A 21870-nucleotide genomic window follows, 5' to 3' on the forward strand; every position below is an offset into this window, starting at 1 on the left:
ACCTTGCCGCCTGCGGACACCTTGGCGCCCCGCTCTGGCCGCCCGCAAACGGTTTGCGACGAAACCGGGCTGGGGGCGATGAAACCAGTGGTTCATGCGGTTGCCGGCCAGCGGCCGGCACTACCCGCCATCGATCAGGATCAGATTCACACAGGGACCGCGCCCGGGCGGCCGTGGGCCACCTGGAAGCGCGCCGCGGTCCGCACTGCGGCATCCCGGCGCAGCACGCTGTCGGAGAAGCGCAGTTCGGCATCCACGGTCTGCCGGTTCAGCTGCAGCTTCCACCAGCCGCGGCGGTCGCCGTCGAAATAGCGGATGTGCGGGTTCTGCGCTATCGACGGCCCATAGTACGGCCCGTACGGTGTGTCGTCGCCGCCGCTGCTGATCGCCGGAGCGATGAATTCGGTGGCGACGACCGGCGCGCTGGCCGCGTCGAAATCCAGCTTCAGGTCGTTGACGAAAGTGGAATGCCAGTCACCACCGAGCACGATGGCATTGCCCTGCCCGCCTGCCTGCATCGCCTGCAGCAATCGCTTGCGTGCGGCGGGATAGCCGTCCCAGGCATCGTTCCAGAAGCGCTCTCGCGCCGTGCCGCCGTCCAGCCGCAGCTGCGCCATCAGCAGCTGCTGCACCACCACGTTCCAGCGCGTGCCGCGTGCGGCCGCCATCGACTGCGCGAACCAGGCTTCCTGGCCCACGCCCAGCATGCTCATGCGTGGATCCAACGCAGCGTCGCAGCGCGGCGACTCGCCCACCCCGCAGGGATTGGCCGGACGGAACTGGCGGCAGTCGAGCAGCGCAAGCTGTGCCAGATCGCCGTAACGCAGGCGCCGATGCACGCGCAGGCCACCGTTGCCCGCAGGCGTACTACGCATCGGCAGGTGTTCGTAGAACGCGCGGTAGGCCGCCGCGCGGCGAACGATGAAGTCCTCCGTCGAGACGCCGGGCTTCTCCGGATGGATGCCGGAGTAATCGTTCTGCACTTCGTGGTCGTCCCAGATCACCGCGAACGCGTGGGCGGCGTGCGCGGCCTGAAGATCGGGATCGAGCTTGTACAGCGCGTACTGGTCGCGGTAGCGCTCCAGGCCAACGGTCTCGCCACTGAAGCGTTCCGCATCCAGCGTGCGTCCGCGCGCGTTCTGCAGTGGGCTGTACTCGTACAGGTAGTCACCGGCATGCAGCACCAGGTCGACATCACTCTTCGCGATATCGCGCAGCACCGGGTAGTAGCCACTGTTCCAGGCCTGGCAGGTGCACAGGGCCAGCCGCAGCTGCTGCAGCTGCGTGTCGGGCAGCGGCGCGGTGCGGAAGTGGCCGACCGCGCTTTCCTCGTCACCGTCGCAGGCAAAACGGTAGTAGTAGTCGCGGCCTGGGCGCAGGCCATTGACCTCCACGTGCACCGAATGGGCCAGCTCGGGCACCGCCGCGGCGACGCCACGCTGCACCAGCCGGCGCATGCCCGGGTCTTCGGCCACGAACCAGCGCACCGGCACCGCCCGCGATGGCATGCCGCCACCGTTGAGTGGGTCCGGCGCCAGACGCGTCCACAGTACGGCTCCCTGCGGATCCGGATCGCCGGCGGCGACGCCCAGGGTGAACGGATCACGCCCCAACCGCGGGCGCGGGCCGGCCGTGGCCAGCCCCGGCATCGCCGCCAGTGCGATCGCCGCCCCCGTGCCCTGCCATGCCATGCGCAACAGGCGACGACGGCTTTCCGGATCGACGGGGCCGCGCATCAGAAGTGCACGGTGGCGGTGGCCATCACCTGCCGCGGCGCGCCAACCTGCATGGTCGCCAGGCTGCGGGTCGGGTCGGCGGCGTAGGTGCCGTTGGTATTGATCGAGGACAGGTAGCGCTTGTCGGTCAGGTTGGTCAGGTTCAGCGCCACGGTCAGGTTCTGCGCCGGGCCGAGCGTGCCGAAGTCATAGGCCACCGAAGCGTTGACCAGCCAGTAGCTGGGCACCGACACGTCGTTGGTATAGGTCACGTAACGCTTGCCGACATGGTTGGCGGCCAGGCGCAGGTCCCACGGGCCCGGGGTCCAGGCCAGGGTGCTGGCGAACATCCATTCCGGGGTGTCGACGGTCTTCTTGCCGCGGGTCGGCACCACGCCGTTGTTGACGTAGTCGTTGTCGTAGGTGCTGTCATTCCACGACAGCGCGTTGGACCAGGTCAGGTCCTGCATCGGCTTCAGCTGCAGGGTCGCCTCGGCGCCGCGGCTGGTTACCGAACCGACGTTGGAGAACAGCGCCGGGCAACCGAGGATGCCCACGCACTGCGCGATGGCCAGCAGACGGTTGTCGAACTTGACGTCGTACACCGCTACCGAGGCTTCATAGCCCTGGCCGTAGCCGCGCCAGCCCAGCTCGATGGTGCGCGACTGTTCCGGCTTCAGGTTCTTCGCGCTGGCATCGAAGGCGGCCTGCGGCACGTTGAACGGGCTGCCCACGCCCAGCGCGTAGGCGGCCACGTTCTTGGCGAACGAGCCGAAGATCTCGTTGCCCTCGTTGAGCTTGAAGTTGAAGCCCGCCTGCGGGAGCAGGCCCTTCTTCGAGGTCAGGCTGCTGTTGTTGGCATAGCTGCCCAGCGGCGTGCGCACGCGGGTGCGGGTGTGCGGCGACTTCGCGCCGATGTCGATGGTCAGGCGGTCATCGAACAGGCGGAAGCGGTCCTGCACGTAGAACTGGCGGGTGATGGTGGTGTAGCGCTGGTGCCACACGCGCTGGTCCGGATTGCGCAGGAAGAAGTCGTCGGTGATCGGGCCGTCGATGTAGTAGAAGTTGCGCTGCACGCTGTGGCCGTTGTCTTCGTACCACAGGCCCGCCTCCAGTTCGTGGCCCGCCACGTTCCAGGTGAACGCCGAGGTCACGCCGGTGCGGTCAATCGCATACTCGGTGGTGCGGATCGAGATCGGGATCTCGCGGCTGGTGCCCGGGTTGGACGGATTGGACGGGCTGAACCAATGGCCCTGGCCACGGTTGCTGTGGTTGTAGACGTTGACCTTCAGGCGCATCGACTCGTTCAGGCCGAAATCACCGGCAATGCTGGACACATCGTCATTGCGCAGGCCGTGACCGGAGTAATAGGCGTCCCACGGGCTGTTGACGCCACCACTGTACTTTCCGCGTGCAGCAGCCACCGCGCGATCCCAGTCCGGCGCGTAGTTGTCCCAGTCCCAGCCGAGGCGATCGATCATCTCCAGCGACAGGTCCTGGTAGTCGGCCTCGACGCGGCGCGAAGCGTTGAACAGCGCGGTGATCCTGCTGTCCGTGCCGAAGTTGTAGGTGGCCTTGCCGTTGAACTGCTTCAGTTCCTGCGAGCCCTTGCCCTTCCACTTGTCGCCTTCGGAATACACGCCGGACAGGTAAGCGGCAAAGCCCTGGTGGTCGCCGGTATCGAGGCGCGCATAGCTGCGGCGCGCATTGTCGCTGCCGAAGCTCTGTGCCAGCACGACCCCATATTCGGTGGACGGATCGATCGAGTAGAACTGGAACACGCCGCCGAGGTTGCTGGTGGACGGCGTACCCAGCGCACCAATGCCGGTGGAGACCTCCGCACCGCCCAGGTTCTCGCTGATCACCGCGCGGCTGATGTGCAGGCCGTTGCTGTTGCCGTAGGCCATGTTGCCCAGCGGAATGCCATCGAGGGTGTAGCCCAGGCGATTCTGGTTGAAGCCACGCAGGCTGATGCTGGTGGACCATTCGTAGGCGCCGGTGGCATCGGCCGATTCGAAATGCACGCCCGGCTTGGCCGCCAGCAGCTTCAGCGGGTTGGCACCGGGCGGCAGGACCTTCATGTCCTCGGCGGTCACGCGCTGCACCTGGCGGGCTTCGCCGCGGCCGATCACCGAGATCGAATCGAGGGTCGTGGCCGACTGCGCGTCGGTCGCGGGGGCGGTTTCAGCGACAGCCAGCGACGGCAGCGAAGCACAGACCAGCAGGGCCAGCAGATTGCGGCGAAGCGGAGCGTGGGACGGCATGGAGGCGGATTCCTTGGGCACGCTGGACGCCGAAGGGCGGCGTCGAAGAGCAGCAGCGGCGGAATCGTAGAAGCCTCGCGTTACATGTCATTTACACGCCACGTACGGAAGATTGGCGTTCTGAATGGTTTGCAAGCCGTGGGGTGGTTGCCGGCCAGCGGCCGGCACTACGGTTATTCGAATGAGCCGACCGAGTCGTGGGCCAGGTTGTCGAAGCGGGTGTACTCACCGAAGAACTTCAGCTTGCACGATCCGGTCGGGCCACCACGGTGCTTGCCGATGATGATCTCGGCCAGGCCCTTGTCCGGCGAATTTTCCTTGTTGTAGTAATCGTCGCGGTAGATGAACACGATCATGTCCGCGTCCTGCTCGATTGCACCCGATTCGCGAAGGTCGGCCATCACCGGGCGCTTGTCGGTACGTGTTTCCAGCGATCGGTTGAGCTGCGACAGCGCGATCACCGGCACGTGCAGTTCCTTGGCCAGGCCCTTCAGCGAACGCGAGATCTCCGAGATTTCGGTGGCGCGGTTTTCACTGTTGCCCGGCACGCTCATCAGCTGCAGGTAGTCGATCACCACCAGGCCCAGGTCGTGCTCGCGCTTGAGGCGGCGGCACTTGGAACGCAGCACTTCCGGCGACACGCCCGGCGTATCGTCGATGAAGATCTTGGTTTCCTTCAGCATCTTGATCGCGCTGGTGACGCGGCTCCAGTCTTCATCTTCCAGCTGGCCGGTACGCAGGCGCTGCGCGTTGATGCGGCCGTTGGAGGAGATCAGGCGCATCGCCAGCTGCGAGGCCGACATTTCCATCGAGAACACCGCCACGCCCTTCTTCGACTTGATCGCCGCGTACTCGGCAATGTTCAGTGCAAAAGTCGTCTTGCCCATGGCCGGGCGCGCGGCGAGGATGATCAGGTCGGTCGGCTGCAGGCCGGCAGTCATCGCATCGAAGTCGTTGTAGCCGGTCGGCAGGCCGGTGATGTTGCCGCCGTTCTCGAAGCGGTTGCGCAGTTCCTCGAAGGCATCCTTCAGCGCGCCAGGCATCGCCACGAAGTCGGTACGGCCGCGTGCACCCTGTTCAGCGATGGCGAACACGCTCTTCTCCGCAGAGGCCAGCAGCTCACTGCTGTCACGGCCCTCAGGCTGGAAGCCATCGTTGACGATGTCGGTGCCGACCTGGATCAGCTGCCGCAGCACGGCCTTGTCACGCACGATCTCGGCATAGGCCACGATGTTGGCCGCCGATGGCGTGGTGCTCGCCAGCTCGATCAGGTAGGCACCATCGCCCACCAGTTCCAGCTTGCCCTGTGATTCGAACCACTCGCCCAGGGTCACCGCGTCGAACGGCCGCTCGCGCTCGGACAGCTCACGGATCGCGCGGTAGATCATCTGGTGATCGCGGCGGTAGAAATCGCCCTCGGTCAGCTGGTCGTTGACCCGGTCGTAGGCCTCCGGCGCCAGCATCAGACCACCCAGCACCGCCTGCTCGGCTTCCACCGAATGCGGCGGAACGCGCAACTGGTCGATACGCGATTCGTCGCGATCACGATCAAAGCCATCACCGCGCTCTCTGCGGTTGGAACGGAAGCCGGAACGAGCGGACATGCTGCGGTGTTTCCTGCAAAAGTGGGCCGGACGAGTGTAGGCATGCGCCGACCCCGGCAGCCATGGACAAGCCTGTGGATAAGCCGTGGAGAAACGGGGGATATCCGCCAGTGCCTGGCCACTCTGGCGCGGGGGCGTCGCAGTGCCTGCGACGGGCGCCGTTGCGGCGCCCGGGTGGGTCATTATCGCAGATCAGGCGGCCAGGGTCGGATTCCGTGCAGCGCACGGGCTCCGGTGCTCAGCGGAACGTGGGGCCAGGGCCCGCCGCTGCGCGCCGGGATCCCGACCCGCGGCCTGGCTGCTGCTACCCCATCGGTCTCAGTCGCCCTTCACATGCACCGCGATCAGTGCCAGGAACCGGTCCACGTAGCCCTGCAGGAATTTCTGCGTGCCCTCGTTGTGGATCGTGCCGTCGGCGTCGATCAGGCCGTCCTTGAAATGGATGAACGCCTCGGGCTGGCCGAGCACGTGCATGTCCAGGAAGGCCAGGCTGTTGCGCAGGTGCTGCTGGGCCACGGCGGTGCCGATCTGGCCGATGGAGGCGCCGATCACCGCCGCCGGCTTGCCGGCAAACGCACTGTCACCGTAGGGGCGCGAGCCGATGTCGATGGCGTTCTTCAGCACGCCTGGCACCGACCGGTTGTATTCGGGGGTCACGAACAGCACCGCGTCGGCGGCGCGCACCTGATCCTTCAGCCGGGTGCCCTGAGGCGGGTACTGGCCATCGAAATCCTGGTCGTACAGCGGTAGATCACCAATCTGCACGTACTGAAAGCGCGCGCGGTCGCCAGCGATCTTCTCCAGCGCATGGGCCAGCTTGCGGTTGCAGGAATCCTTGCGCAGGCTGCCGACGAACACGGCGATGGTGGGGACGGACATAGGGACATACTCCTCACGGTGCGGGAGGCCCAGCCTAGACGCCGGGCCCGTGCCGTCCGGTGAAGATCAGCCCCCGGTCACGCGGGTCCGCACCTGCCGCCAATGCGCCTGCCAGGCCTGGAACATCAGCACGTTCCACAGGTGGGTATGCCACTTGCGCTGGCCGCCCAGGAACTGCTGCCACAGCGGCTGCACCGCCGCCGCCGACAGCACGCCTTCGCGCTCCAGGCGCGCCGGCTGCAACAGATCTTCGGCCCACGGCCGCAGGTCGCCCTTCAGCCAGTCGCTGACCGGCGCGCCGAACCCGCGCTTGGGCCGGTGCACCATCGACTGCGGCACGTAGCGGCCAAGCACGCGCTTGAGCAGCACCTTGCTGGTGGTTTCGCTGCGCTTGAAGCCCAGCGGCAGCGACCAGGCGAACTCGGCCACGCGCCAGTCCAGCAGCGGCGCGCGTGCCTCCAGGCTGACCGCCATCGAGGTGCGGTCGACCTTGCAGAGCAGGTCATCCGGCAGGTAGGTCACGTAATCGGCCAGCATCATCGCGTCGGCCGGCGTGCCGGCACCGTGCAGCGGATCGGCCAGGTCGTAGAAGCTGCCGGCGGCCTGTGCGCCGGGCACTGCCGCGGCGGGGTCGCGCCAGCGCGAGATGCGGTTGCGGTACACGTCGCCAATGCCACGCGCGCCGGACTCGGCCAACAGCGCGGCCAGTCCGCCGGTCCGCGAGGCCTCGCCCTGGTGCTGCGCGCGCGCGCCCATCCAGCGTCGCAGCGGGCCCGGCACGCGGCCCAGCATCTGCCAGTTGCGCAGCGCGCGCACGTAGCGGGTATAGCCGAAGAACAGCTCATCACCGCCGTCGCCAGACAACGCCACGGTCACGCCCTGCCGCGCCAGCCGGGCGACCAGCGCGGTCGGCACCTGCGAGGCATCGGCAAAGGGTTCGTCGAACATTGCCGGCAGCTGCGGCACGACTGCCAGTGCATCCGCGCCGCTGACGTAGAGCTCGGTATGGTCGCAGCCCAGATGCGTGGCCAGTTCCCTGGCCAGCGGTGCCTCGTCGTGGCCCGAATCGGTGAAGCCGATGCTGAAGCTGTGCACCGGCTGCCCGCTCTGCGCCTGCATCAGCGCCGCCACCAGCGACGAATCGGTACCGCCGGACAGGAACACGCCCACCGGCACGTCGGCCACCATGCGCAGCGCCACCGCGTCGCGCAGCAGCCCGTCCAGCTGCTCCTCTGCCTCCTCGATGCGGCCCTGGAACGGCGCAGCCAGTGCCGCCTGCATGCGTGCACGCGCATCCCAGTACGGGCGCTGCGCCTGCTCCGGGCGATGCGCCGATGCACCCGCCGCTACGGCTTCGGCGTCCAGGCGCAGCACGCGGCCGGGCATCAGCTTGTAGCAGCGCTGGTGGATGCTGTGCGGGGCCGGAATGTAATCCAACCGCAGCAACAGGGTCAGCGCGTCGCGGTCGATGTCGTTGTCGAACGCCGGGTGCTGCCACAGCGCTTTCAGTTCGGAACCGAACACCAGAGTGTCACCGGCCCAGCCGTAGTACAGCGGCTTCTTGCCAACGCGGTCGCGTGCCAGCCACAGGCACTGCGCCTGGCGGTCCCACAGCGCGATGGCGAACATGCCGTTGCAACGCTGCAGGGTTTCTTCCATGCCCCACTGCAGGATCGCCGCGAGCAGCACTTCGGTGTCGGAATGGCCACGGAAAGCATGCCCCAGCGGCTCCAGTTCGGCACGCAGGGCGGCGAAGTTGTAGACCTCGCCGTTGTAGGCCATCACGTAGCGGCCATCGGACGAGGCCATCGGCTGGTGGCCCAGCGGCGACAGATCGAGAATGCTCAGCCGACGGTGCGCCAGCGCGATGCCTGCCGCGGCATCGACCCAGCTGCCGCCATCATCCGGCCCGCGGTGGTGCAGCGCCTCGCCCATGGCCAGGACCTGCGCCTGCAGCACCTCGGCCGACGCCACCGGCGCCGGCAACAACATTCCCGCCAATCCACACATGCATCAAGGTTCCTGCGCCAGTTCAAGGGCGGCGCCAATCACCGCATTGTCGCTTGGAAGCCCGAACATTGCTGCCCCTGCCAGCGGGGTATAGGTATCGGCGCCGCAGACCCGGCGCAGCGGCAGGTGGCCGAAACCGGCCTCGACCAGTGCGGTGACCACGCCCTCGCCCACCCCTCCACTGTGGCGGCCCTCGTCCAGCACCAGCACGCGCCGTGCGCTGGCGGCCTGGCTGGCGATGAAGCCGGCATCCAGCGGCACCAGCCAGCGCAGGTCGACCACCCGTACCTGCCAGCCCAGCTGCTGTTCGATGGCCCGCGCTGCGCGCAGCGCCATCGGCACGCCATTGCCGTAGGTGTAGACCACCAGGTCGCCAGCCTCCGGCCCGTAAACACGGCCTTCGCCCGGCACCAGTGCCCGGCCCTGGGCCGGGTAGTCGAACAGCCACTGGCCATCGCCCGGCTCATGCAGGTCCTTGCTCATGTACAGCGCGATCGGCTCGAGGAACACCGCCACGCGCCCATCCACCCGGGCCAGCGCCGCCAGCGTGCGCAGCATCATCACCGCATCGTCGCCGCGCGATGGGCAGCCGACCACCAGCCCGGGGATGTCGCGCAGGGCGGTGACCGAGTTGTCGTTGTGGAAATGGCCGCCGAAACCCTTCTGGTAGCCCAGCCCGGCCACCCGCACCAGCATCGGGTTGCGGTACTGGTCGTTGGAGAAGAACTGCAGCGAACAGGCTTCGCCACGCAGCTGGTCGATGGCGTTGTGCAGGTAGGCAAGGTACTGGATCTCCGGGATCGGCAGCATGCCCATGTTGGCCAGGCCCTGCGCCATGCCCAGGATCATGGTCTCGTCCAGCAGGGTGTTGAACACCCGGCGCGGCCCGAAGCGGCGCAGCAGATCCTTGGTGACGGTGTAGACACCGCCCTTCTGCGCCACGTCCTCGCCGAACAGCAGGCTCTGCGGATACTTGGCCAGCAGCTCCTGCAGACCATGGTTGATCTGGATTGCGAGATGCCGCGGCACCTGTCGTTCCGGCAATGCCTCGGCACCGCCATAGAGTGCCTCGCGTGCTTCGGCAGCGACCTCGCGCTGCGCTTCGGCCTGCACCGCTACAGGGGTGTACGGTGCCAGCGGCGCCATCACCTCCCGCAGCGACTGCAGCTTCGCACTGCCTTCGGCATCGGCGGCAGCGGCCATGCAGCGCGCGCGCATCGTTTCGTAGGCCACTTCGATGGCGGCCGCATCCATCCAGCCTGATTCCAGCGCGATCTGCGCCGAGCGCAGCAGCGGATCCTGCGCCTCGGCCGCGCACAGTTCCGGCAGCGCGCGCCATTCCACTTCAAAGTCGGTGCCGGCATGACCCATCAGGCGCGTGGTGCGCAGATGCAGGAATGTCGGCCGCCGCGTGCGCCGGCAGTGTTCCACCGCCGCCTGCACCTGGGCGTGCCCGGTGGCCAGGTCGAGGCCATCGGCAAAGAAATAGTCCAGCCCCGGCTGGTGGCTGAAGCGCTCGGCGATCCAGCCATCGGGGGTCTTCACCGAGATGCCCAGGCCGTTGTCCTCGCAGACGAACAGGATCGGCGCCGGTAGTTTCTGGTAGGCCGACCACATCGCGGTATTGAAGGCGGTCTGCGCGGTGGCGTGGTTGGCCGACGCATCGCCGAACGAGCACAGCACGATGCTGTCGGTGGGAATGGGCAGCGCCTGCCCCAGCCGCTTGCCACTCTCGATGGCCAGCGCGGTACCCAGCGCCTTGGGCAGGTGCGACGCAATCGTCGAGGTCTGCGGCAGCACCCACAATGGCTTGCTGCCCCACACCTTGTGGCGGCCACCGCTGGCCGGATCATCCGCGCTGGCGGCGAAGGACAGTGCCGCATCGCGCAGCGGATCGATACCCGGCACCTGCCGCGAACGCTCGGCCATGAAGGCGCCGGAACGATAGTGCAGGAAGGCAGGATCGGTGTACCGGCAGGCCCGCGCCAGCAGCGCGTTGCCTTCATGGCCGGACGAACCAATGGTGTAGAAGACCTTGTTCTGCACGCGCAGCACGCGCGCCATCAGGTCCAGCTGGCGGCTGGCCAGCTGCGAGTCGAACAGTTCATCGAAGGCGGCAGCGGTGAGCGTACTGCCGGGCAGGATCGGAGCATCTGCCGCGGGTCGCGGGCGCGGCGTCCCGCGCCACCCGCGCACCGCCTCAAGGAAATTGACGTCGCACACCTCGGCGCGGTTGAGCCCCCGCATGCGCGCGGGAATCGGATCCGGAACCACAGCGAACATCGAACACCCTCCGTGTCGTTGTTGCGTTCCGCCCGGCAATACCGGGCGCTACCCTGTGGGCATCAGGCCGCCTCGAAGCGCGAGCGCACCTCGGCGGTCACCGCCGGCATCGGCAGGAAGCGCGGCTGCGCACGCACCCGCTGCAGCCAGGCGCGAACTTCCGGGAACGGCTCCAGGTTGATGCCGCCCTCGCCCGCCACATCGGTATAGGCAAACAGGGCGATATCGGCAATGCCGTATCCGCTGCCGGTGAACCACTGCGCTTCGCGCAGGTGCTGCTCCATCACCGCCAACGCGGTGGCGGCACGCTCGTGCAGGCGTGGCAGTTCGGCACGGCGTGGCGAGTCGGGCGCCGTCCAGCCCCGGATGAAGCGCGCTACCGCCACGCACGGCTCGTGCGTGTACTGCTCGAAGAACATCCAGCTCAACGCCTGCGCACGCTCCCAGCCATCGCTGGGCAGGTAGGGCGTGCCTTCGGCCAGCCAGAACAGGATCGCGTTGGACTCGGTCAGCACGCGGCCGTCGTCGCGGACGATCAGCGGCACCTTGGCATTCGGGTTGAGCGCCAGGAATTCGGGCGTGTGGGTCTGGCCATGGGCACTGTCCACTTCCACCCAGCGGTAACGGCTGCCGAGCTGCTCAAGCAGCAGCCGGACCTTGTGGCAATTGCCCGAGACCGACATGCCATGCACCGTCAGCGGGACGCGCTCTTCCACCATTGCCTGCTCCATCGGATCCGGCCGGCGGCCGGCTGCGTGCAGTCTGGCAAGTGCGCCAGGGAATGCCAAGCGCGGATGCAGCATGGCACCCCGGTAGTGCCGGCCGCTGGCCGGCATCCTCCATGCAGCTGGATCCAAGCGATTGCCGGCCAGCGGCCGGCACTACCGGGCCACGTTCAGCGTGCACGCTGCCGCCACTGTTCGCGCGACTGGCCCCAGATCTGCATCGGTTTGTCGTTGTACGGCGGCGGCAGTTCGCCCATCCGCAGCAACGTGCTGCCCAGCTTGCGCGCGACCGCCCGCGAGTTGTCGTTGTTCTCGGCGATGGTATGGATCACCTCGTGCCAACCCAGCGTGTCGAAGGCCCAGTCGATCGCCGCGACCGCCGCTTCCGGCGCATAGCCCCGGCCCCAGCTGGCGCGGCGGATGCCCCAGCCGACCTCGGTACCCGGCCAGTCCTGCGGTTGCCAGGGGCCCATCCGCCCGATCCAGTCCCCGCTGGATTTTTCGATCACGCTGAACATCGAAAAGCCGAACAGCTGCCAGGCGCCAGCCAGGCTGCAGAAGCCGCGCCAGGCTACCGAAGGCGGCTGCACGCCACCGAGGGTGCGCATCGTTTCCTCGTCGGCGCAGAACGCCAGATAGGGTTCGTAGTCCTCGCGCAGCAGCGGACGCAGGATCAGGCGCTCGGTTTCCAGGCGCAGGTCGAAGATGCTCATGCCGACTCCATGTCGAAGGGGCCACCATGATGGTGGATTCCGCCTCCACACCGATGAATGCCCGCGCTCACAACGAAACGGGCCGGCATGCGCCGGCCCGTCGGGTACAGCACGTATTCTGGATTACTGGCGCGTGGCCGCAGTGGCGCCGGCAGCAGCGGTCTGCGTGACCAGCTGGCCATCGACCACCGGCAGGCGATCGCTGGCCGGCTTGTTGTCCATGCGCACGGTCTTCTCGGCGCCGTCGTAGCGGTAGGTCACGTTGTAGCCCTTCACCACGTCATTGGTGCCCATGGCGATGCGGTTGCCCGGCTTGCTGGCCATGCGCATGGTGCCGGTGGTGCCGTCCTCGTTGCGGTAGGTCACGTTGTAGCCGGTAACACGGCTCGACTCGGAGGTGGCGGTCTCGGTGTGGCACTGGCGCTCGGTGCGGTTGACCACGCGGCCACCCACATGGCGCTTGTCGATCTGGTTGCCGATGAAGCCACCGGCCACGGCACCGGCTGCGGTCGCGGCCTTCTTGCCGTTGCCACCGCCGACCTGGTTGCCGAGCAGGCCGCCGACCACCGCGCCGACCACGGTGCCGCCGACGTTGCCGTCACGCTCCGGCAGGCGCTCCTGCACGGTCACGTCCTGGCAGACCTCGTGCGGGGTCTGGGTGGTGGAGGTCTCGCGCACGGGATCGGTGCCGATCACGGTGGCGTAGGCCTTCTGCTTCTCGGTGATCGGGTCGACCTTCAGCACGTCGGCGTATTCCAGCCCGCGCGGTGCAGACGGGTCGAGCTTGTCACCACGCGCGCCATCGTCAACGGCATTGCCGTCAACCAGCCGCGATTCACCGTTGGGGGTTCCGGCGCTGATGGAATCAGGCGACTTGTCGCCGCTCTTCATGAAGGCGGCGGTGGCGATGCCACCGACCAGCAGCGCGCCCGCTGCGACCAGGACAGTTGTAGTTGTGCTTTTCATGACCTGCTCCTTGCGGACCATCCGCAACGTTCTCGGCCCAGATTGCAGCATGCACTGCCTGAACGGAATCTCCACATTTCCTGCTCATTCCTGTAACCCATTCAGCATCGGGAAATGCTGGGCCCGTGGTAGCGTTTGCATATTCCCCACGAGGATCCACGCCATGGCCAACCCGATGCTGCTGCCGGTACTGCAATGGGCCCGCCGGCTGCGCTACCCCACCCTGTTCAAGCTGACCGCCGGCCTGTTCGTGCTGACCCTGTTCATTCCCGACCCGATTCCGTTCGTCGACGAGCTGGTACTGGGCTTCGGCACCCTGCTGCTGGCCAACTGGAAGAGCCGCAATACAGTCCCGGCCCCGCCGCCGCTGGAACAGCGTTGATCCCGCTGGTCGACAGCCACTGCCATCTGGATGCCAGTGAATTCGATGCTGACCGCACGGCGGTGATCGAGCGCGCGGGCGCCGCGGGCGTGCGCAAGCAGGTGGTACCGGCCGTCACGGCCGCCAGCTGGCCGAAGCTGCGCGAGGTCTGCCGGCAGGCACCGGGGCTGTACCCGGCCTACGGCCTGCATCCGATGTTCCTGGCCGAGCACCGGCCCGACCATCTGCCGCTGCTGCGCGAATGGATCGTTCGCGAACGCCCGTGCGCGATCGGCGAATGCGGGCTGGACTTCTTCGTCGAGGGACTGGATGCAGAGGCGCAACAGGCGTACTTCATCGGCCAGCTGCAACTGGCCCGCGAGTTCGAGCTGCCGGTGATCGTGCATGCGCGACGCGCGGTGGATGCGGTCATTGCCGCGATCCGTCGCGTCGGCGGCCTGCGCGGCGTGGTGCACAGCTTTTCCGGCAGCCCGGAACAGGCCGCGCAACTGCATCGGCAAGGCTTCCTGCTCGGTCTCGGCGGTCCGCTGACCTACGAACGCGCGCAACGGCTGCAGCGCCTGGTGCGCGGGATGCCGCTGGAACAGCTGCTGCTGGAGACCGACGCGCCCGACCAGCCTGACGCCGGCATCCGCGGCCAGCGCAACGAACCAGCGCGACTGGCAGTCATCGCCCGCCACGTGGCCGCACTGCGCGGGATGGAGCTGGACGCGGTGGCCCAGGCCACGACGGAGAATGCGCGGCGCCTGTTCGCGCTGCCGGCAATGTAACGGGTAGGTACCGGCCGCTGGCCGGCACCATCCATCACACCTCGCTGGACTCGACCACTTCGGCCTTCACCTTCTTCGGCTCCAGCAGCATTTCAAGCGCCTTGCCGACCGCCGCGAAGGCGAAGGCACCGGTGATGTGGGTTGCCGCACCGAGGCCTGCGCCACAGTCCAGTTTCAATGCAGCATCCGCACCGAGGTTCGGGCGGATGCCGCAGACGCTGCCATCGGCCTGCGGATACTTCACGTTTTCCAGCGAGTACACCGCCGGTACGCCAAAATAGCGCTTGGCATTCTTCGGGAAATTGAACTCGCTGCGCAGCTTCTTGCGGATCAGCGCCAGCATGGCGTCGTGCTCGGTGCGCGAGACATCGCGGATGCGCACCAGGGTCGGATCGGTGCGACCACCAGCAGCCCCCACGGTCAGCAGCGGCAGCTTGCGGCGGCGGCACCAGGCGATCGTCTCGACCTTCACCCGGAAGCTGTCGCAGGCATCGATCACCAGGTCGAATCGACGGTCCAGCAACTCGGCCATGTTCGACACGGTCAGGAATGCCTGCACGGCATCGACCTCGATGTCCGGGTTGATCGCACGGCAACGCTCGGCCATCGCCTCGGCCTTGTTGCGGCCGTAGTTGCCTTCCATCGCCGGCAGCTGCCGGTTGGTGTTGGACACGCAGATGTCATCGGCGTCGATCAGGGTCAGGTGGCCGACCGCCGAACGCGCCAGCGCTTCCACCACCCACGAGCCGACCCCGCCCATGCCCACCACTGCCACGCGGCTGCCCTGCAGGCGCTCGAGCGCACCTACGCCATACAGCCGTTCGATGCCGGCGAAGCGTTGTTTGACCTGTTCGTTCATGCGGCTATTTTAACGTGCAGGCGCCAGTGCCTACAGCGCGCCGGCATCGAACCCACCGTTGCACGCCCGGAGAGCCCGCCATGAACGCCAGCCCGCCCCGCCGCCCGTCCACTGCCCAGCGGTACCTGTTCGTGCTGTGCCTGGGCCTGCTGATCGGCCTGGTCGCCACGGTCGTGGTCGGCCGCGCCCTGCAGGCCCGCCGCGACCCGTTCCCTGACAGCCTGATGCAGGTGATGCAGCGGCAATCGCAGCTGCTGCAGCAGGCCCAGCAGCAGAACCGCTGCAGCCTGGCCGACAGCGTGCCGCGGCTGCAGGCCCTGCGCCTTCTGTCCAACGATTTCGACCTGGCCTTTCCCGGGCTGAAGGACAACGGCCGGTTCCAGCAGCACGCCAGCCAACTGCGCGGCAACCTCAACGCCGCATTGGCGGCTCCGCCCAGTGACTGCACCGCCCTGGCCAAGGTCGTGGAAACCGTGCAGGCCGATTGCCGCGCCTGCCACCAGGACTTCCGCTGACGCGCATTCATCCTGTAGCCGGGCAAGGCACGCCTGGTTGGCACCTTGTTCACGTTCGAAAGGAGAGGATTCGTCCACCCTGCTGCATGACGCAGTACCACCCAACACACCCGCCTTCACGGCCAGGAGACGCTCCATGAAGATCCAGCTCATTGCCGCCAGCGCCATCGCTACCCTCGCCCTGGCTGGCTGTGCCACCTCGCCCGGCTACGGTGGCGGTGGTTACAACAACGGCTACAACAATGGTGGCTACGGCAACAACGGCGGTTACAACCAGGGCCGTTGCGCTGACTGTGGCATCGTCACCCGCATCAACACCGTGCCGTCGGGCCGCACCGCGCCCAGCGCGACCGGCGCCATCCTCGGCGGCATCGTCGGTGCCGTGGCCGGCCATGAGATCTCCGATCACACCGGTGGCAGCCGTGGCAACAAGAACATCGCTGCGGCCGCAGGCGCGGTCGGTGGCGCGCTGGCCGGCAACCAGATCCAGAAGAACGTCACCAGCGATACCTACGACATCAGCGTGCGCATGGACGATGGCCGCACCATCGTGGTCAACCAGCGCGACCTCGGCGGCATCCGTGAAAACACCTACGTGCGCGTGGTCAACGGCAAGGTCATCCTGCGCTGACCTGCGCCGGGCCGGCGGCAAAGAAAAAGGCCCGCTTGCGCGGGCCTTTTTCATGTGACGGCTTGCAGCGCGATCAGGTCGGCTGCACGGCGTCGGCCTGCAGGCCCTTCTGGCCCTGCACGACGGTGAAGGTGACCTTCTGGCCTTCCTTCAGGCTCTTGAAGCCCTGGGTCTGGATGGCACGGAAGTGCACGAACACGTCTTCGCCGTTTTCACGGCTGATGAAGCCGAAGCCCTTTGCATCGTTGAACCACTTGACGGTACCGGTCTCGCGATCAGACATCTCACTAACTCCCTGGTGACTCTCTCTTGTTGTTGGAAACGCCTGGTGGGCGGCTGACAAGCAAGGGGGAAGCGAGGTGCATCGATGCAGCGGATCGGGAAGATCTTGCTTCATCAGGCCACGATCCACGGTGACCTTGCCAAGCTCAGCGACTGCAACTTAACCCGCCCAAAACGAAAAAGCAACTGGCAAAATCTTTCACTGTCAACCCCAAAACGGCGACCATACGGGACAGCATGGGACTCTCATTCATCTTATATCTGCTAGCGGTCATTTTTGTCCTTGTCGGCATCGCCGGAATCATCCTGCCGGCCCTGCCCGGCATCCCGCTGGTGTTCATCGGACTGCTGCTGGCGGCCTGGGCGGACGGCTTCACCCACGTCGGCTGGCCGACCCTGGTCGCGCTGGGCGTACTGACCGTCCTCTCGCTGCTGGTGGACGTGCTGGCCACGGTGGTGGGTGCGCAGCGGGTCGGTGCCAGCCGCAAGGCGCTGTGGGGTACGTTCGTCGGCAGCATCGTCGGCCTGTTCTTCATGCCGATCGGCCTCTTTGCAGGCCCCCTGATCGGCGCCCTGGCCGGCGAGTATTGGCACACCCGCGAACTGGGGCGCTCGACCAGGGTAGGCCTGGCCACCTGGCTCGGCATCCTGCTCGGCCTGGCGCTGAAACTGGCGGTGGTGATCGCGATGCTGGGGCTGTTCGCCTTCGCCTGGTTCCTGTAACCCGCACTGCCTTCACGCCGCGCGCACGCGGTGCCCGTGCATAAACCGTGGGGGCTGGCCGTGAACCGGTGCAGCCGCCACACTGTGCGATTCCCGTATTCACCTAAGGGCCTGCTGCAATGACCCTGTCTCCGCTGCTTCCCCGTCTCGCGCCGCTGGCGCTGGCCCTGGCCAGTGCGCCGCTGGCCGCGCAGGAGTTCGCGCCCAGCGCCGAAGCCTCGCCGGCCGCGTGCGCGGCGATTACCACCGATGCTGCCCGCCTGGCCTGTTATGACCGCCAGTTCGGCCGTACCCCGCAGGCCACTGCCGAGGCCGACGCTGCGGCCGAGGCGGCCGCGCAGGCCCGTCGCGAAGAACGCCAGACTGCACGCGTGAGCCAGGGCGAAGAGAAGCTGCGCGAGCGGGTCAGCGATCTGTTCCGTCCAGCAGCCCCTGACAGCGCACTGGCCAATGCTGGCCGCGGTTCGCTGCTGGACAGCCGCTGGGAACTGGCCGAGGACTCCAAGCTGGGCCCGTTCCAGCTGCGCGCCTACAAGCCGGTGTACCTGCTGCCGGCGTTCTGGACCAGCGATCGCAACACCACGCCGCATTCGCCGAACCCGGCCAACACGGTCACCACGCCGCAGGTGCTGGACAGTGCCGAGCTGAAGTTCCAGATCAGTTTCAAGACCAAGATCGCCGAGAACCTGTTCGGCGACAATGGCGACATCTGGGCCGGCTACACCCAGAGCTCGCGCTGGCAGGCCTACAACGGCGAGGATTCGCGCCCGTTCCGCGAAACCAATTACGAGCCGGAAGTGATGATGGTGTTCCGCAACGGCTACTCGATCGGTGGCTGGCGCGGGCGCATGACCGGCATCGCGCTGAACCACCAATCCAACGGCCGCGCCGACCCGCTTTCGCGCAGCTGGAACCGGGTGATGCTCAACATCGGCCTGGACCGCGAGAACTGGGCGCTGGTGCTGCGCCCCTGGTACCGCATTCCCGAGACCCGCAGCGACGACAACAACCCGGACATCGAGGATTACATGGGCCGCGGTGATGCGACCCTGACCTGGAACCGCAACGGCCACGAAGTCTCGCTGATGGCGCGCCATTCGCTGCGCACCGGCAGCCGCTCGCACGGTGCCCTGCAGCTGGATTACGGTTTCCCGATCAGCAACCTGCTGCGCGGGCATGTGCAGGTGTTCGACGGTTATGGCGAAAGCCTGATCGACTACAACCACAAGGCCACCTACGTGGGCGTGGGCGTGTCGCTGCTGGAGTGGTTCTGATGCCCGTGACGATCTGGCACAACCCGACCTGCAGCAACTCGCGCGGCGCATTGAAGCTGATACGTGATGCCGGCTTTGATCCAGTGGTGATCGAGTACCTCGGCAATCCACCCGATGTGGCCACACTGCGCCAGGTGCTGGCCGAATCAGAATTGAGCGCACGTGATCTGGTGCGCAGCAAGGAAGCGCAGTTCGCCGAACTGGGCCTGGAAGGTGCGGACGAGGCCACGCTGCTGGCCGCGATGGCCGAACACCCGCGACTGATCAACCGCCCCGTGGTGCGCACGGACAAGGGCACACGCCTGTGCCGTCCACCGGAAACAGTGCTGGAGATCCTGTAACCCGCCTCGCCGCCGCTTAGCGGAGCGTGTTGGTAGAGTCGACTGTTGGTAGAGTCGACTGTTAGTCGACTCCCTCCTCACCCTTCATACGCATCCGCGGAAAAGCCCGCACTGCGTGCGATAGTCGACTGACAGTCGACTCTACCCCAGCGCCCCCCTTCTACCCGGACGCCCTCCTCCCCGGCTGGCTTACAGCCAGTCGGTGATGCCTTCGCGGCGGTACACCTCGGCGAACGCCGGGCGCGCCTTCATCAACGTGGCGTGCGCCTTCAGTACCGGCCAGGTGTCGGTGGGCCTGGGCATGTTGCGCGACCAGCGCATCAGCATCACCAGCATGTAGTCGACCACGCAGGGCGTGGCGCCCAGCAGGTAGGGGCCATGTGCATGCAGGTGCGCGGCCACATGCTGCCAGGCCGCTTCCAGGCGCTGCCGTGCCATGCCGCGGCTGGCCTCGATATTCGCCTCGCCCGCCATTTCGTGTGGATAGAACCAGGCTCGATAGGCCGGCTGCAGCGTATTGGCACACCAGAACATCCAGCGGTAGGCATCGGCGCGCTGCGGCGTGCCCAGCGCGGGCAGCAGGTTGGCGTCCGGATGGCGATCAGCCAGGTACAACGCAATGGCCGCCGCTTCGGTCAGTACCAGGCCATCGATCAGCAGGGTCGGCACCACACCGGCCGGATTCAGCGCCAGGTACTGCGCCGACTTGTGCTCGCGCGCGTCGAAATCCAGCAGCACCAGTTCATGCTCGATGCCCAGCTCGATCAGCAGCCAGTGCACCACCAGCGCGGCGGTACTGGTCGAACCATACAGCGTGGTGCTCATGCAGAAGATCCTGTACAGGTGGATCAGCCGATTATGCGCCCGCGCGCACGATCGTTGCTCAGCCGCAGCTGCTCATGCAGGAATCCCGGCGTTCGCCGCAGGACATCATCGGCGCGCGCATCGTGCAGTCATGCGTCTTCAGTTCGCAGGCACGGCGCAGGTCCGGGTTGCCCACGTCCTTGCAGCGCTTGTCCGGCGCCGGCACCATCCGCTGCTCGCAATTGCTCTGGCGGCTGCCGAGAGAGTCATTCTGCGCCATGCAGCTGCGATAGCCGGCCTGGCACTGCACGCGGCACTGCGCCGATGCAGGGAAATCCGCGCCTTCGTACGACGCTGGGGTGCTGCAGCCGGCCAGCGCCAGCAGCATGCCTATCGCGATGAATCGATGCAGGGCCATGGACACGTCCTGTGCGAGGGTGTGCCGACCGTAGCAGAGCAAGGGCTACAGGCGCGTTAATCCTCCCCCCGGATACAACAACGGCGCCACCCGGGCGCCGTTGTCTGGACCGGAGCGCGCGGGGAGTTACTCCACCACCACCGGAATCTTGCCGATGCGGGCCTGCCATTCGCGCGGGCCGGTCTTGTGCACCGATTCACCGGTGGAGTCGACTGCCACGGTCACCGGCATGTCCTGCACGGTGAACTCGTAGATCGCCTCCATGCCCAGGTCAGCGAAACCAACCACCTTGGCGGCCTTGATCGCCTTGGACACCAGGTAGGCCGAGCCACCCACGGCCATCAGGTAGGCCGACTTGTGCTTCTTGATCGCCTCGATCGCGGCCGGGCCGCGCTCGGCCTTGCCGACCATGCCCAGCAGGCCGGTCTGTGCCAGCACCTGCTCGGTGAACTTGTCCATGCGGGTGGCGGTGGTCGGGCCGGCCGGGCCCACCACTTCGTCGCGCACCGGATCGACCGGGCCGACGTAGTAGATGAAGCGGCCCTTCAGATCGACCGGCAGTTGCTCGCCCTTGTTGAGCATGTCGACCATGCGCTTGTGCGCGGCATCGCGGCCGGTCAGCAGCTTGCCGTTGAGCAGCAGGGTCTGGCCCGGCTTCCAGCTGGCCACGTCTTCCGGCGTGATCGTGTCCAGGTCCACGCGGGTGCCCTTGGACGCGTCGTAGGTCAGCTTCGGCCAGTCTTCCAGCGACGGCGGGTCCAGCATCACCGGGCCGCTGCCATCGAGGGTGAAGTGCGCATGGCGGGTGGCCGCGCAGTTCGGGATCATCGCCACCGGCAGGTTGGCCGCGTGGGTCGGATAGTCGTTGATCTTGATGTCGAGCACGGTGGTCAGGCCACCCAGGCCCTGCGCACCGATGCCCAGCGCGTTGACCTTCTCGTACAGCTCCAGGCGCAGCTCTTCGATGCGGTTGGACGCACCACGGGCCTGCAGCTCGGTGATGTCGATCGGCTCCATCAGCGCTTCCTTGGCCAGCAGCATCGCCTTCTCGGCGGTGCCACCGATGCCGATGCCGAGCATGCCCGGCGGGCACCAGCCGGCGCCCATGGTCGGCACGGTCTTCAGCACCCAGTCGACGATCGAGTCGGACGGGTTGAGCATGGCGAACTTGGTCTTCGCTTCCGAACCACCGCCCTTGGCGGCGACGATCACGTCGACCTTGTTGCCCGGCACGACCTTGACGTTGACCACGCCCGGGGTGTTGTCCTTGGTGTTGATGCGCTTGCCGGCCGGATCAGCCAGCACCGAAGCGCGCAGCTTGTTGTCCGGGTGCATGTAGGCACGGCGCACGCCTTCATTGGCCATGTCTTCCACGCCCATGGTGGCGTCGTCCCAGCGCACGTCCATGCCGATTTCCAGGAACACGGTGACGATGCCGGTGTCCTGGCAGATCGGACGGTGGCCTTCGGCGCACATCCGCGAATTGATCAGGATCTGGGCCATCGCTTCCTTCGCGGCCGGCGACTCCTCGCGCTCGTAAGCGGCGGCGAGGTTCTTGATGTAGTCGACCGGGTGGTAGTACGAGATGTACTGCAGCGCGTCGGCGATGGACTGGATGAGGTCTTCCTGCTTGATCGATGTCACGTCTTGCTCGCTTGCTCGAGGCTGGCGGGGGTAATCCGCCCATTTTACCCCCTCCCCCGGCCCCGGGG

Annotated in this window: 21 protein-coding genes; 7 read left to right on the forward strand and 14 right to left on the reverse strand. The window is 66.8% G+C overall.

Annotation, left to right across the window (positions count from 1 at the left end; genetic code table 11):
- Positions 1-146: 146 nt before the first annotated feature.
- The 9 genes from AC5P99_RS04395 to AC5P99_RS04435 all read right to left on the reverse strand — a co-directional run bounded on the left by AC5P99_RS04395 (position 147) and on the right by AC5P99_RS04435 (position 13159).
- The gene (locus AC5P99_RS04395; protein WP_088436785.1) at positions 147-1736 is read right to left on the reverse strand and encodes an alkaline phosphatase D family protein; all 1590 of its coding nucleotides are present in this window, start codon (positions 1734-1736) and stop codon (positions 147-149) included.
- A complete protein-coding gene (locus AC5P99_RS04400) occupies positions 1736-3979 on the reverse strand; it encodes a TonB-dependent receptor family protein (RefSeq protein WP_005413943.1) in 2244 nt (747 codons plus the stop codon). The genes AC5P99_RS04395 and AC5P99_RS04400 overlap by 1 nt, the downstream gene beginning before the upstream one ends.
- Positions 3980-4152: 173 nt before the next feature.
- Positions 4153-5583: a replicative DNA helicase gene (locus AC5P99_RS04405; RefSeq protein ID WP_005410278.1), complete on the reverse strand. Its 1431-nt coding sequence runs from the start codon at positions 5581-5583 to the stop codon at positions 4153-4155.
- A 318-nt stretch (positions 5584-5901) separates the two neighbouring features.
- The gene (locus tag AC5P99_RS04410) at positions 5902-6462 is read right to left on the reverse strand and encodes an NADPH-dependent FMN reductase (RefSeq protein WP_005410279.1); all 561 of its coding nucleotides are present in this window, start codon (positions 6460-6462) and stop codon (positions 5902-5904) included.
- A 66-nt stretch (positions 6463-6528) separates the two neighbouring features.
- Entirely contained in the window at positions 6529-8472 is a 1944-nt protein-coding gene (gene asnB / locus AC5P99_RS04415) for an asparagine synthase (glutamine-hydrolyzing) (protein ID WP_049451492.1), read from the reverse strand.
- Positions 8473-8475: 3 nt separating this feature from the next.
- Positions 8476-10755 (reverse strand): transketolase C-terminal domain-containing protein, encoded by a 2280-nt coding sequence (locus tag AC5P99_RS04420; protein ID WP_049451491.1) that lies wholly within the window; start codon positions 10753-10755, stop codon positions 8476-8478.
- A gap of 62 nt (positions 10756-10817) precedes the next feature.
- Positions 10818-11474 (reverse strand): glutathione S-transferase family protein, encoded by a 657-nt coding sequence (locus AC5P99_RS04425; protein WP_032967224.1) that lies wholly within the window; start codon positions 11472-11474, stop codon positions 10818-10820.
- Between the two features lie 176 nt (positions 11475-11650).
- Complete coding sequence (locus AC5P99_RS04430; protein ID WP_005410283.1) at positions 11651-12193, reverse strand: GNAT family N-acetyltransferase; 543 nt, start codon at positions 12191-12193, stop codon at positions 11651-11653.
- A 123-nt stretch (positions 12194-12316) separates the two neighbouring features.
- Positions 12317-13159: a glycine zipper 2TM domain-containing protein gene (locus AC5P99_RS04435; RefSeq protein WP_005410284.1), complete on the reverse strand. Its 843-nt coding sequence runs from the start codon at positions 13157-13159 to the stop codon at positions 12317-12319.
- A gap of 163 nt (positions 13160-13322) precedes the next feature.
- On the opposite strand from AC5P99_RS04435, the gene AC5P99_RS04440 reads away from it, so the two are divergent.
- Together AC5P99_RS04440 and AC5P99_RS04445 are read left to right on the forward strand one after the other, a co-directional pair.
- Positions 13323-13541 (forward strand): DUF6116 family protein, encoded by a 219-nt coding sequence (locus AC5P99_RS04440; RefSeq protein ID WP_005410285.1) that lies wholly within the window; start codon positions 13323-13325, stop codon positions 13539-13541.
- On the forward strand, positions 13538-14311 hold the full coding sequence (locus AC5P99_RS04445) for a TatD family hydrolase (protein ID WP_080353144.1): 774 nt from the start codon (positions 13538-13540) through the stop codon (positions 14309-14311). Before AC5P99_RS04440 ends, AC5P99_RS04445 begins: the two co-directional genes overlap by 4 nt.
- Before the next feature lie 34 nt (positions 14312-14345).
- Here the strand turns inward: AC5P99_RS04445 and AC5P99_RS04450 are convergent, their stop codons facing one another.
- The gene (locus AC5P99_RS04450) at positions 14346-15170 is read right to left on the reverse strand and encodes a tRNA threonylcarbamoyladenosine dehydratase (protein ID WP_049451489.1); all 825 of its coding nucleotides are present in this window, start codon (positions 15168-15170) and stop codon (positions 14346-14348) included.
- 80 nt (positions 15171-15250) lie between these two features.
- On the opposite strand from AC5P99_RS04450, the gene AC5P99_RS04455 reads away from it, so the two are divergent.
- Together AC5P99_RS04455 and AC5P99_RS04460 are read left to right on the forward strand one after the other, a co-directional pair.
- Entirely contained in the window at positions 15251-15685 is a 435-nt protein-coding gene (locus AC5P99_RS04455) for a cytochrome c (RefSeq protein WP_049451487.1), read from the forward strand.
- 136 nt (positions 15686-15821) lie between these two features.
- Positions 15822-16316 (forward strand): glycine zipper 2TM domain-containing protein, encoded by a 495-nt coding sequence (locus AC5P99_RS04460; RefSeq protein WP_005410289.1) that lies wholly within the window; start codon positions 15822-15824, stop codon positions 16314-16316.
- Positions 16317-16389: 73 nt separating this feature from the next.
- Here AC5P99_RS04460 and AC5P99_RS04465 read toward each other — a convergent pair whose 3' ends face one another.
- Positions 16390-16599 (reverse strand): cold-shock protein, encoded by a 210-nt coding sequence (locus tag AC5P99_RS04465; RefSeq protein WP_005410290.1) that lies wholly within the window; start codon positions 16597-16599, stop codon positions 16390-16392.
- A 236-nt stretch (positions 16600-16835) separates the two neighbouring features.
- On the opposite strand from AC5P99_RS04465, the gene AC5P99_RS04470 reads away from it, so the two are divergent.
- The 3 genes from AC5P99_RS04470 (at position 16836) to arsC (ending at position 18936) form a co-directional block, all read left to right on the forward strand.
- A complete protein-coding gene (locus AC5P99_RS04470) occupies positions 16836-17321 on the forward strand; it encodes a DUF456 domain-containing protein (protein WP_043034719.1) in 486 nt (161 codons plus the stop codon).
- Between the two features lie 119 nt (positions 17322-17440).
- The gene (locus tag AC5P99_RS04475) at positions 17441-18595 is read left to right on the forward strand and encodes a phospholipase A (protein WP_005413953.1); all 1155 of its coding nucleotides are present in this window, start codon (positions 17441-17443) and stop codon (positions 18593-18595) included.
- A complete protein-coding gene (arsC, locus tag AC5P99_RS04480) occupies positions 18595-18936 on the forward strand; it encodes an arsenate reductase (glutaredoxin) (RefSeq protein WP_049451484.1) in 342 nt (113 codons plus the stop codon). The genes AC5P99_RS04475 and arsC overlap by 1 nt, the downstream gene beginning before the upstream one ends.
- Before the next feature lie 189 nt (positions 18937-19125).
- Here arsC and AC5P99_RS04485 read toward each other — a convergent pair whose 3' ends face one another.
- The 3 genes from AC5P99_RS04485 to AC5P99_RS04495 form a co-directional block, all read right to left on the reverse strand.
- Entirely contained in the window at positions 19126-19761 is a 636-nt protein-coding gene (locus AC5P99_RS04485; RefSeq protein ID WP_049451482.1) for a glutathione S-transferase family protein, read from the reverse strand.
- 58 nt (positions 19762-19819) lie between these two features.
- Entirely contained in the window at positions 19820-20158 is a 339-nt protein-coding gene (locus AC5P99_RS04490) for a hypothetical protein (RefSeq protein WP_049451479.1), read from the reverse strand.
- A 126-nt stretch (positions 20159-20284) separates the two neighbouring features.
- The gene (locus AC5P99_RS04495; RefSeq protein WP_005410296.1) at positions 20285-21802 is read right to left on the reverse strand and encodes a fumarate hydratase; all 1518 of its coding nucleotides are present in this window, start codon (positions 21800-21802) and stop codon (positions 20285-20287) included.
- Positions 21803-21870: the final 68 nt, after the last annotated feature.

This window comes from Stenotrophomonas sp. YJH_SMC_80 (assembly GCF_059372495.1).

What these genes read in the sequence shown, in the direction of transcription:
- asnB (WP_049451492.1), bottom strand. Translation starts at nt 8,472, where the DNA reads ATGTGTGGATTGGCGGGAATGTTGTTGCCGGCGCCGGTGGCGTCGGCC.
- AC5P99_RS04460 (WP_005410289.1), top strand. Translation starts at nt 15,822, where the DNA reads ATGAAGATCCAGCTCATTGCCGCCAGCGCCATCGCTACCCTCGCCCTG.
- AC5P99_RS04410 (WP_005410279.1), bottom strand. Translation starts at nt 6,462, where the DNA reads ATGTCCGTCCCCACCATCGCCGTGTTCGTCGGCAGCCTGCGCAAGGAT.
- AC5P99_RS04475 (WP_005413953.1), top strand. Translation starts at nt 17,441, where the DNA reads ATGACCCTGTCTCCGCTGCTTCCCCGTCTCGCGCCGCTGGCGCTGGCC.
- AC5P99_RS04470 (WP_043034719.1), top strand. Translation starts at nt 16,836, where the DNA reads ATGGGACTCTCATTCATCTTATATCTGCTAGCGGTCATTTTTGTCCTT.
- AC5P99_RS04430 (WP_005410283.1), bottom strand. Translation starts at nt 12,193, where the DNA reads ATGAGCATCTTCGACCTGCGCCTGGAAACCGAGCGCCTGATCCTGCGT.
- AC5P99_RS04455 (WP_049451487.1), top strand. Translation starts at nt 15,251, where the DNA reads ATGAACGCCAGCCCGCCCCGCCGCCCGTCCACTGCCCAGCGGTACCTG.
- AC5P99_RS04490 (WP_049451479.1), bottom strand. Translation starts at nt 20,158, where the DNA reads ATGGCCCTGCATCGATTCATCGCGATAGGCATGCTGCTGGCGCTGGCC.
- AC5P99_RS04435 (WP_005410284.1), bottom strand. Translation starts at nt 13,159, where the DNA reads ATGAAAAGCACAACTACAACTGTCCTGGTCGCAGCGGGCGCGCTGCTG.
- arsC (WP_049451484.1), top strand. Translation starts at nt 18,595, where the DNA reads ATGCCCGTGACGATCTGGCACAACCCGACCTGCAGCAACTCGCGCGGC.
- AC5P99_RS04425 (WP_032967224.1), bottom strand. Translation starts at nt 11,474, where the DNA reads ATGGTGGAAGAGCGCGTCCCGCTGACGGTGCATGGCATGTCGGTCTCG.
- AC5P99_RS04400 (WP_005413943.1), bottom strand. Translation starts at nt 3,979, where the DNA reads ATGCCGTCCCACGCTCCGCTTCGCCGCAATCTGCTGGCCCTGCTGGTC.
- AC5P99_RS04395 (WP_088436785.1), bottom strand. Translation starts at nt 1,736, where the DNA reads ATGCGCGGCCCCGTCGATCCGGAAAGCCGTCGTCGCCTGTTGCGCATG.
- AC5P99_RS04465 (WP_005410290.1), bottom strand. Translation starts at nt 16,599, where the DNA reads ATGTCTGATCGCGAGACCGGTACCGTCAAGTGGTTCAACGATGCAAAG.
- AC5P99_RS04485 (WP_049451482.1), bottom strand. Translation starts at nt 19,761, where the DNA reads ATGAGCACCACGCTGTATGGTTCGACCAGTACCGCCGCGCTGGTGGTG.
- AC5P99_RS04405 (WP_005410278.1), bottom strand. Translation starts at nt 5,583, where the DNA reads ATGTCCGCTCGTTCCGGCTTCCGTTCCAACCGCAGAGAGCGCGGTGAT.
- AC5P99_RS04450 (WP_049451489.1), bottom strand. Translation starts at nt 15,170, where the DNA reads ATGAACGAACAGGTCAAACAACGCTTCGCCGGCATCGAACGGCTGTAT.
- AC5P99_RS04420 (WP_049451491.1), bottom strand. Translation starts at nt 10,755, where the DNA reads ATGTTCGCTGTGGTTCCGGATCCGATTCCCGCGCGCATGCGGGGGCTC.
- AC5P99_RS04440 (WP_005410285.1), top strand. Translation starts at nt 13,323, where the DNA reads ATGGCCAACCCGATGCTGCTGCCGGTACTGCAATGGGCCCGCCGGCTG.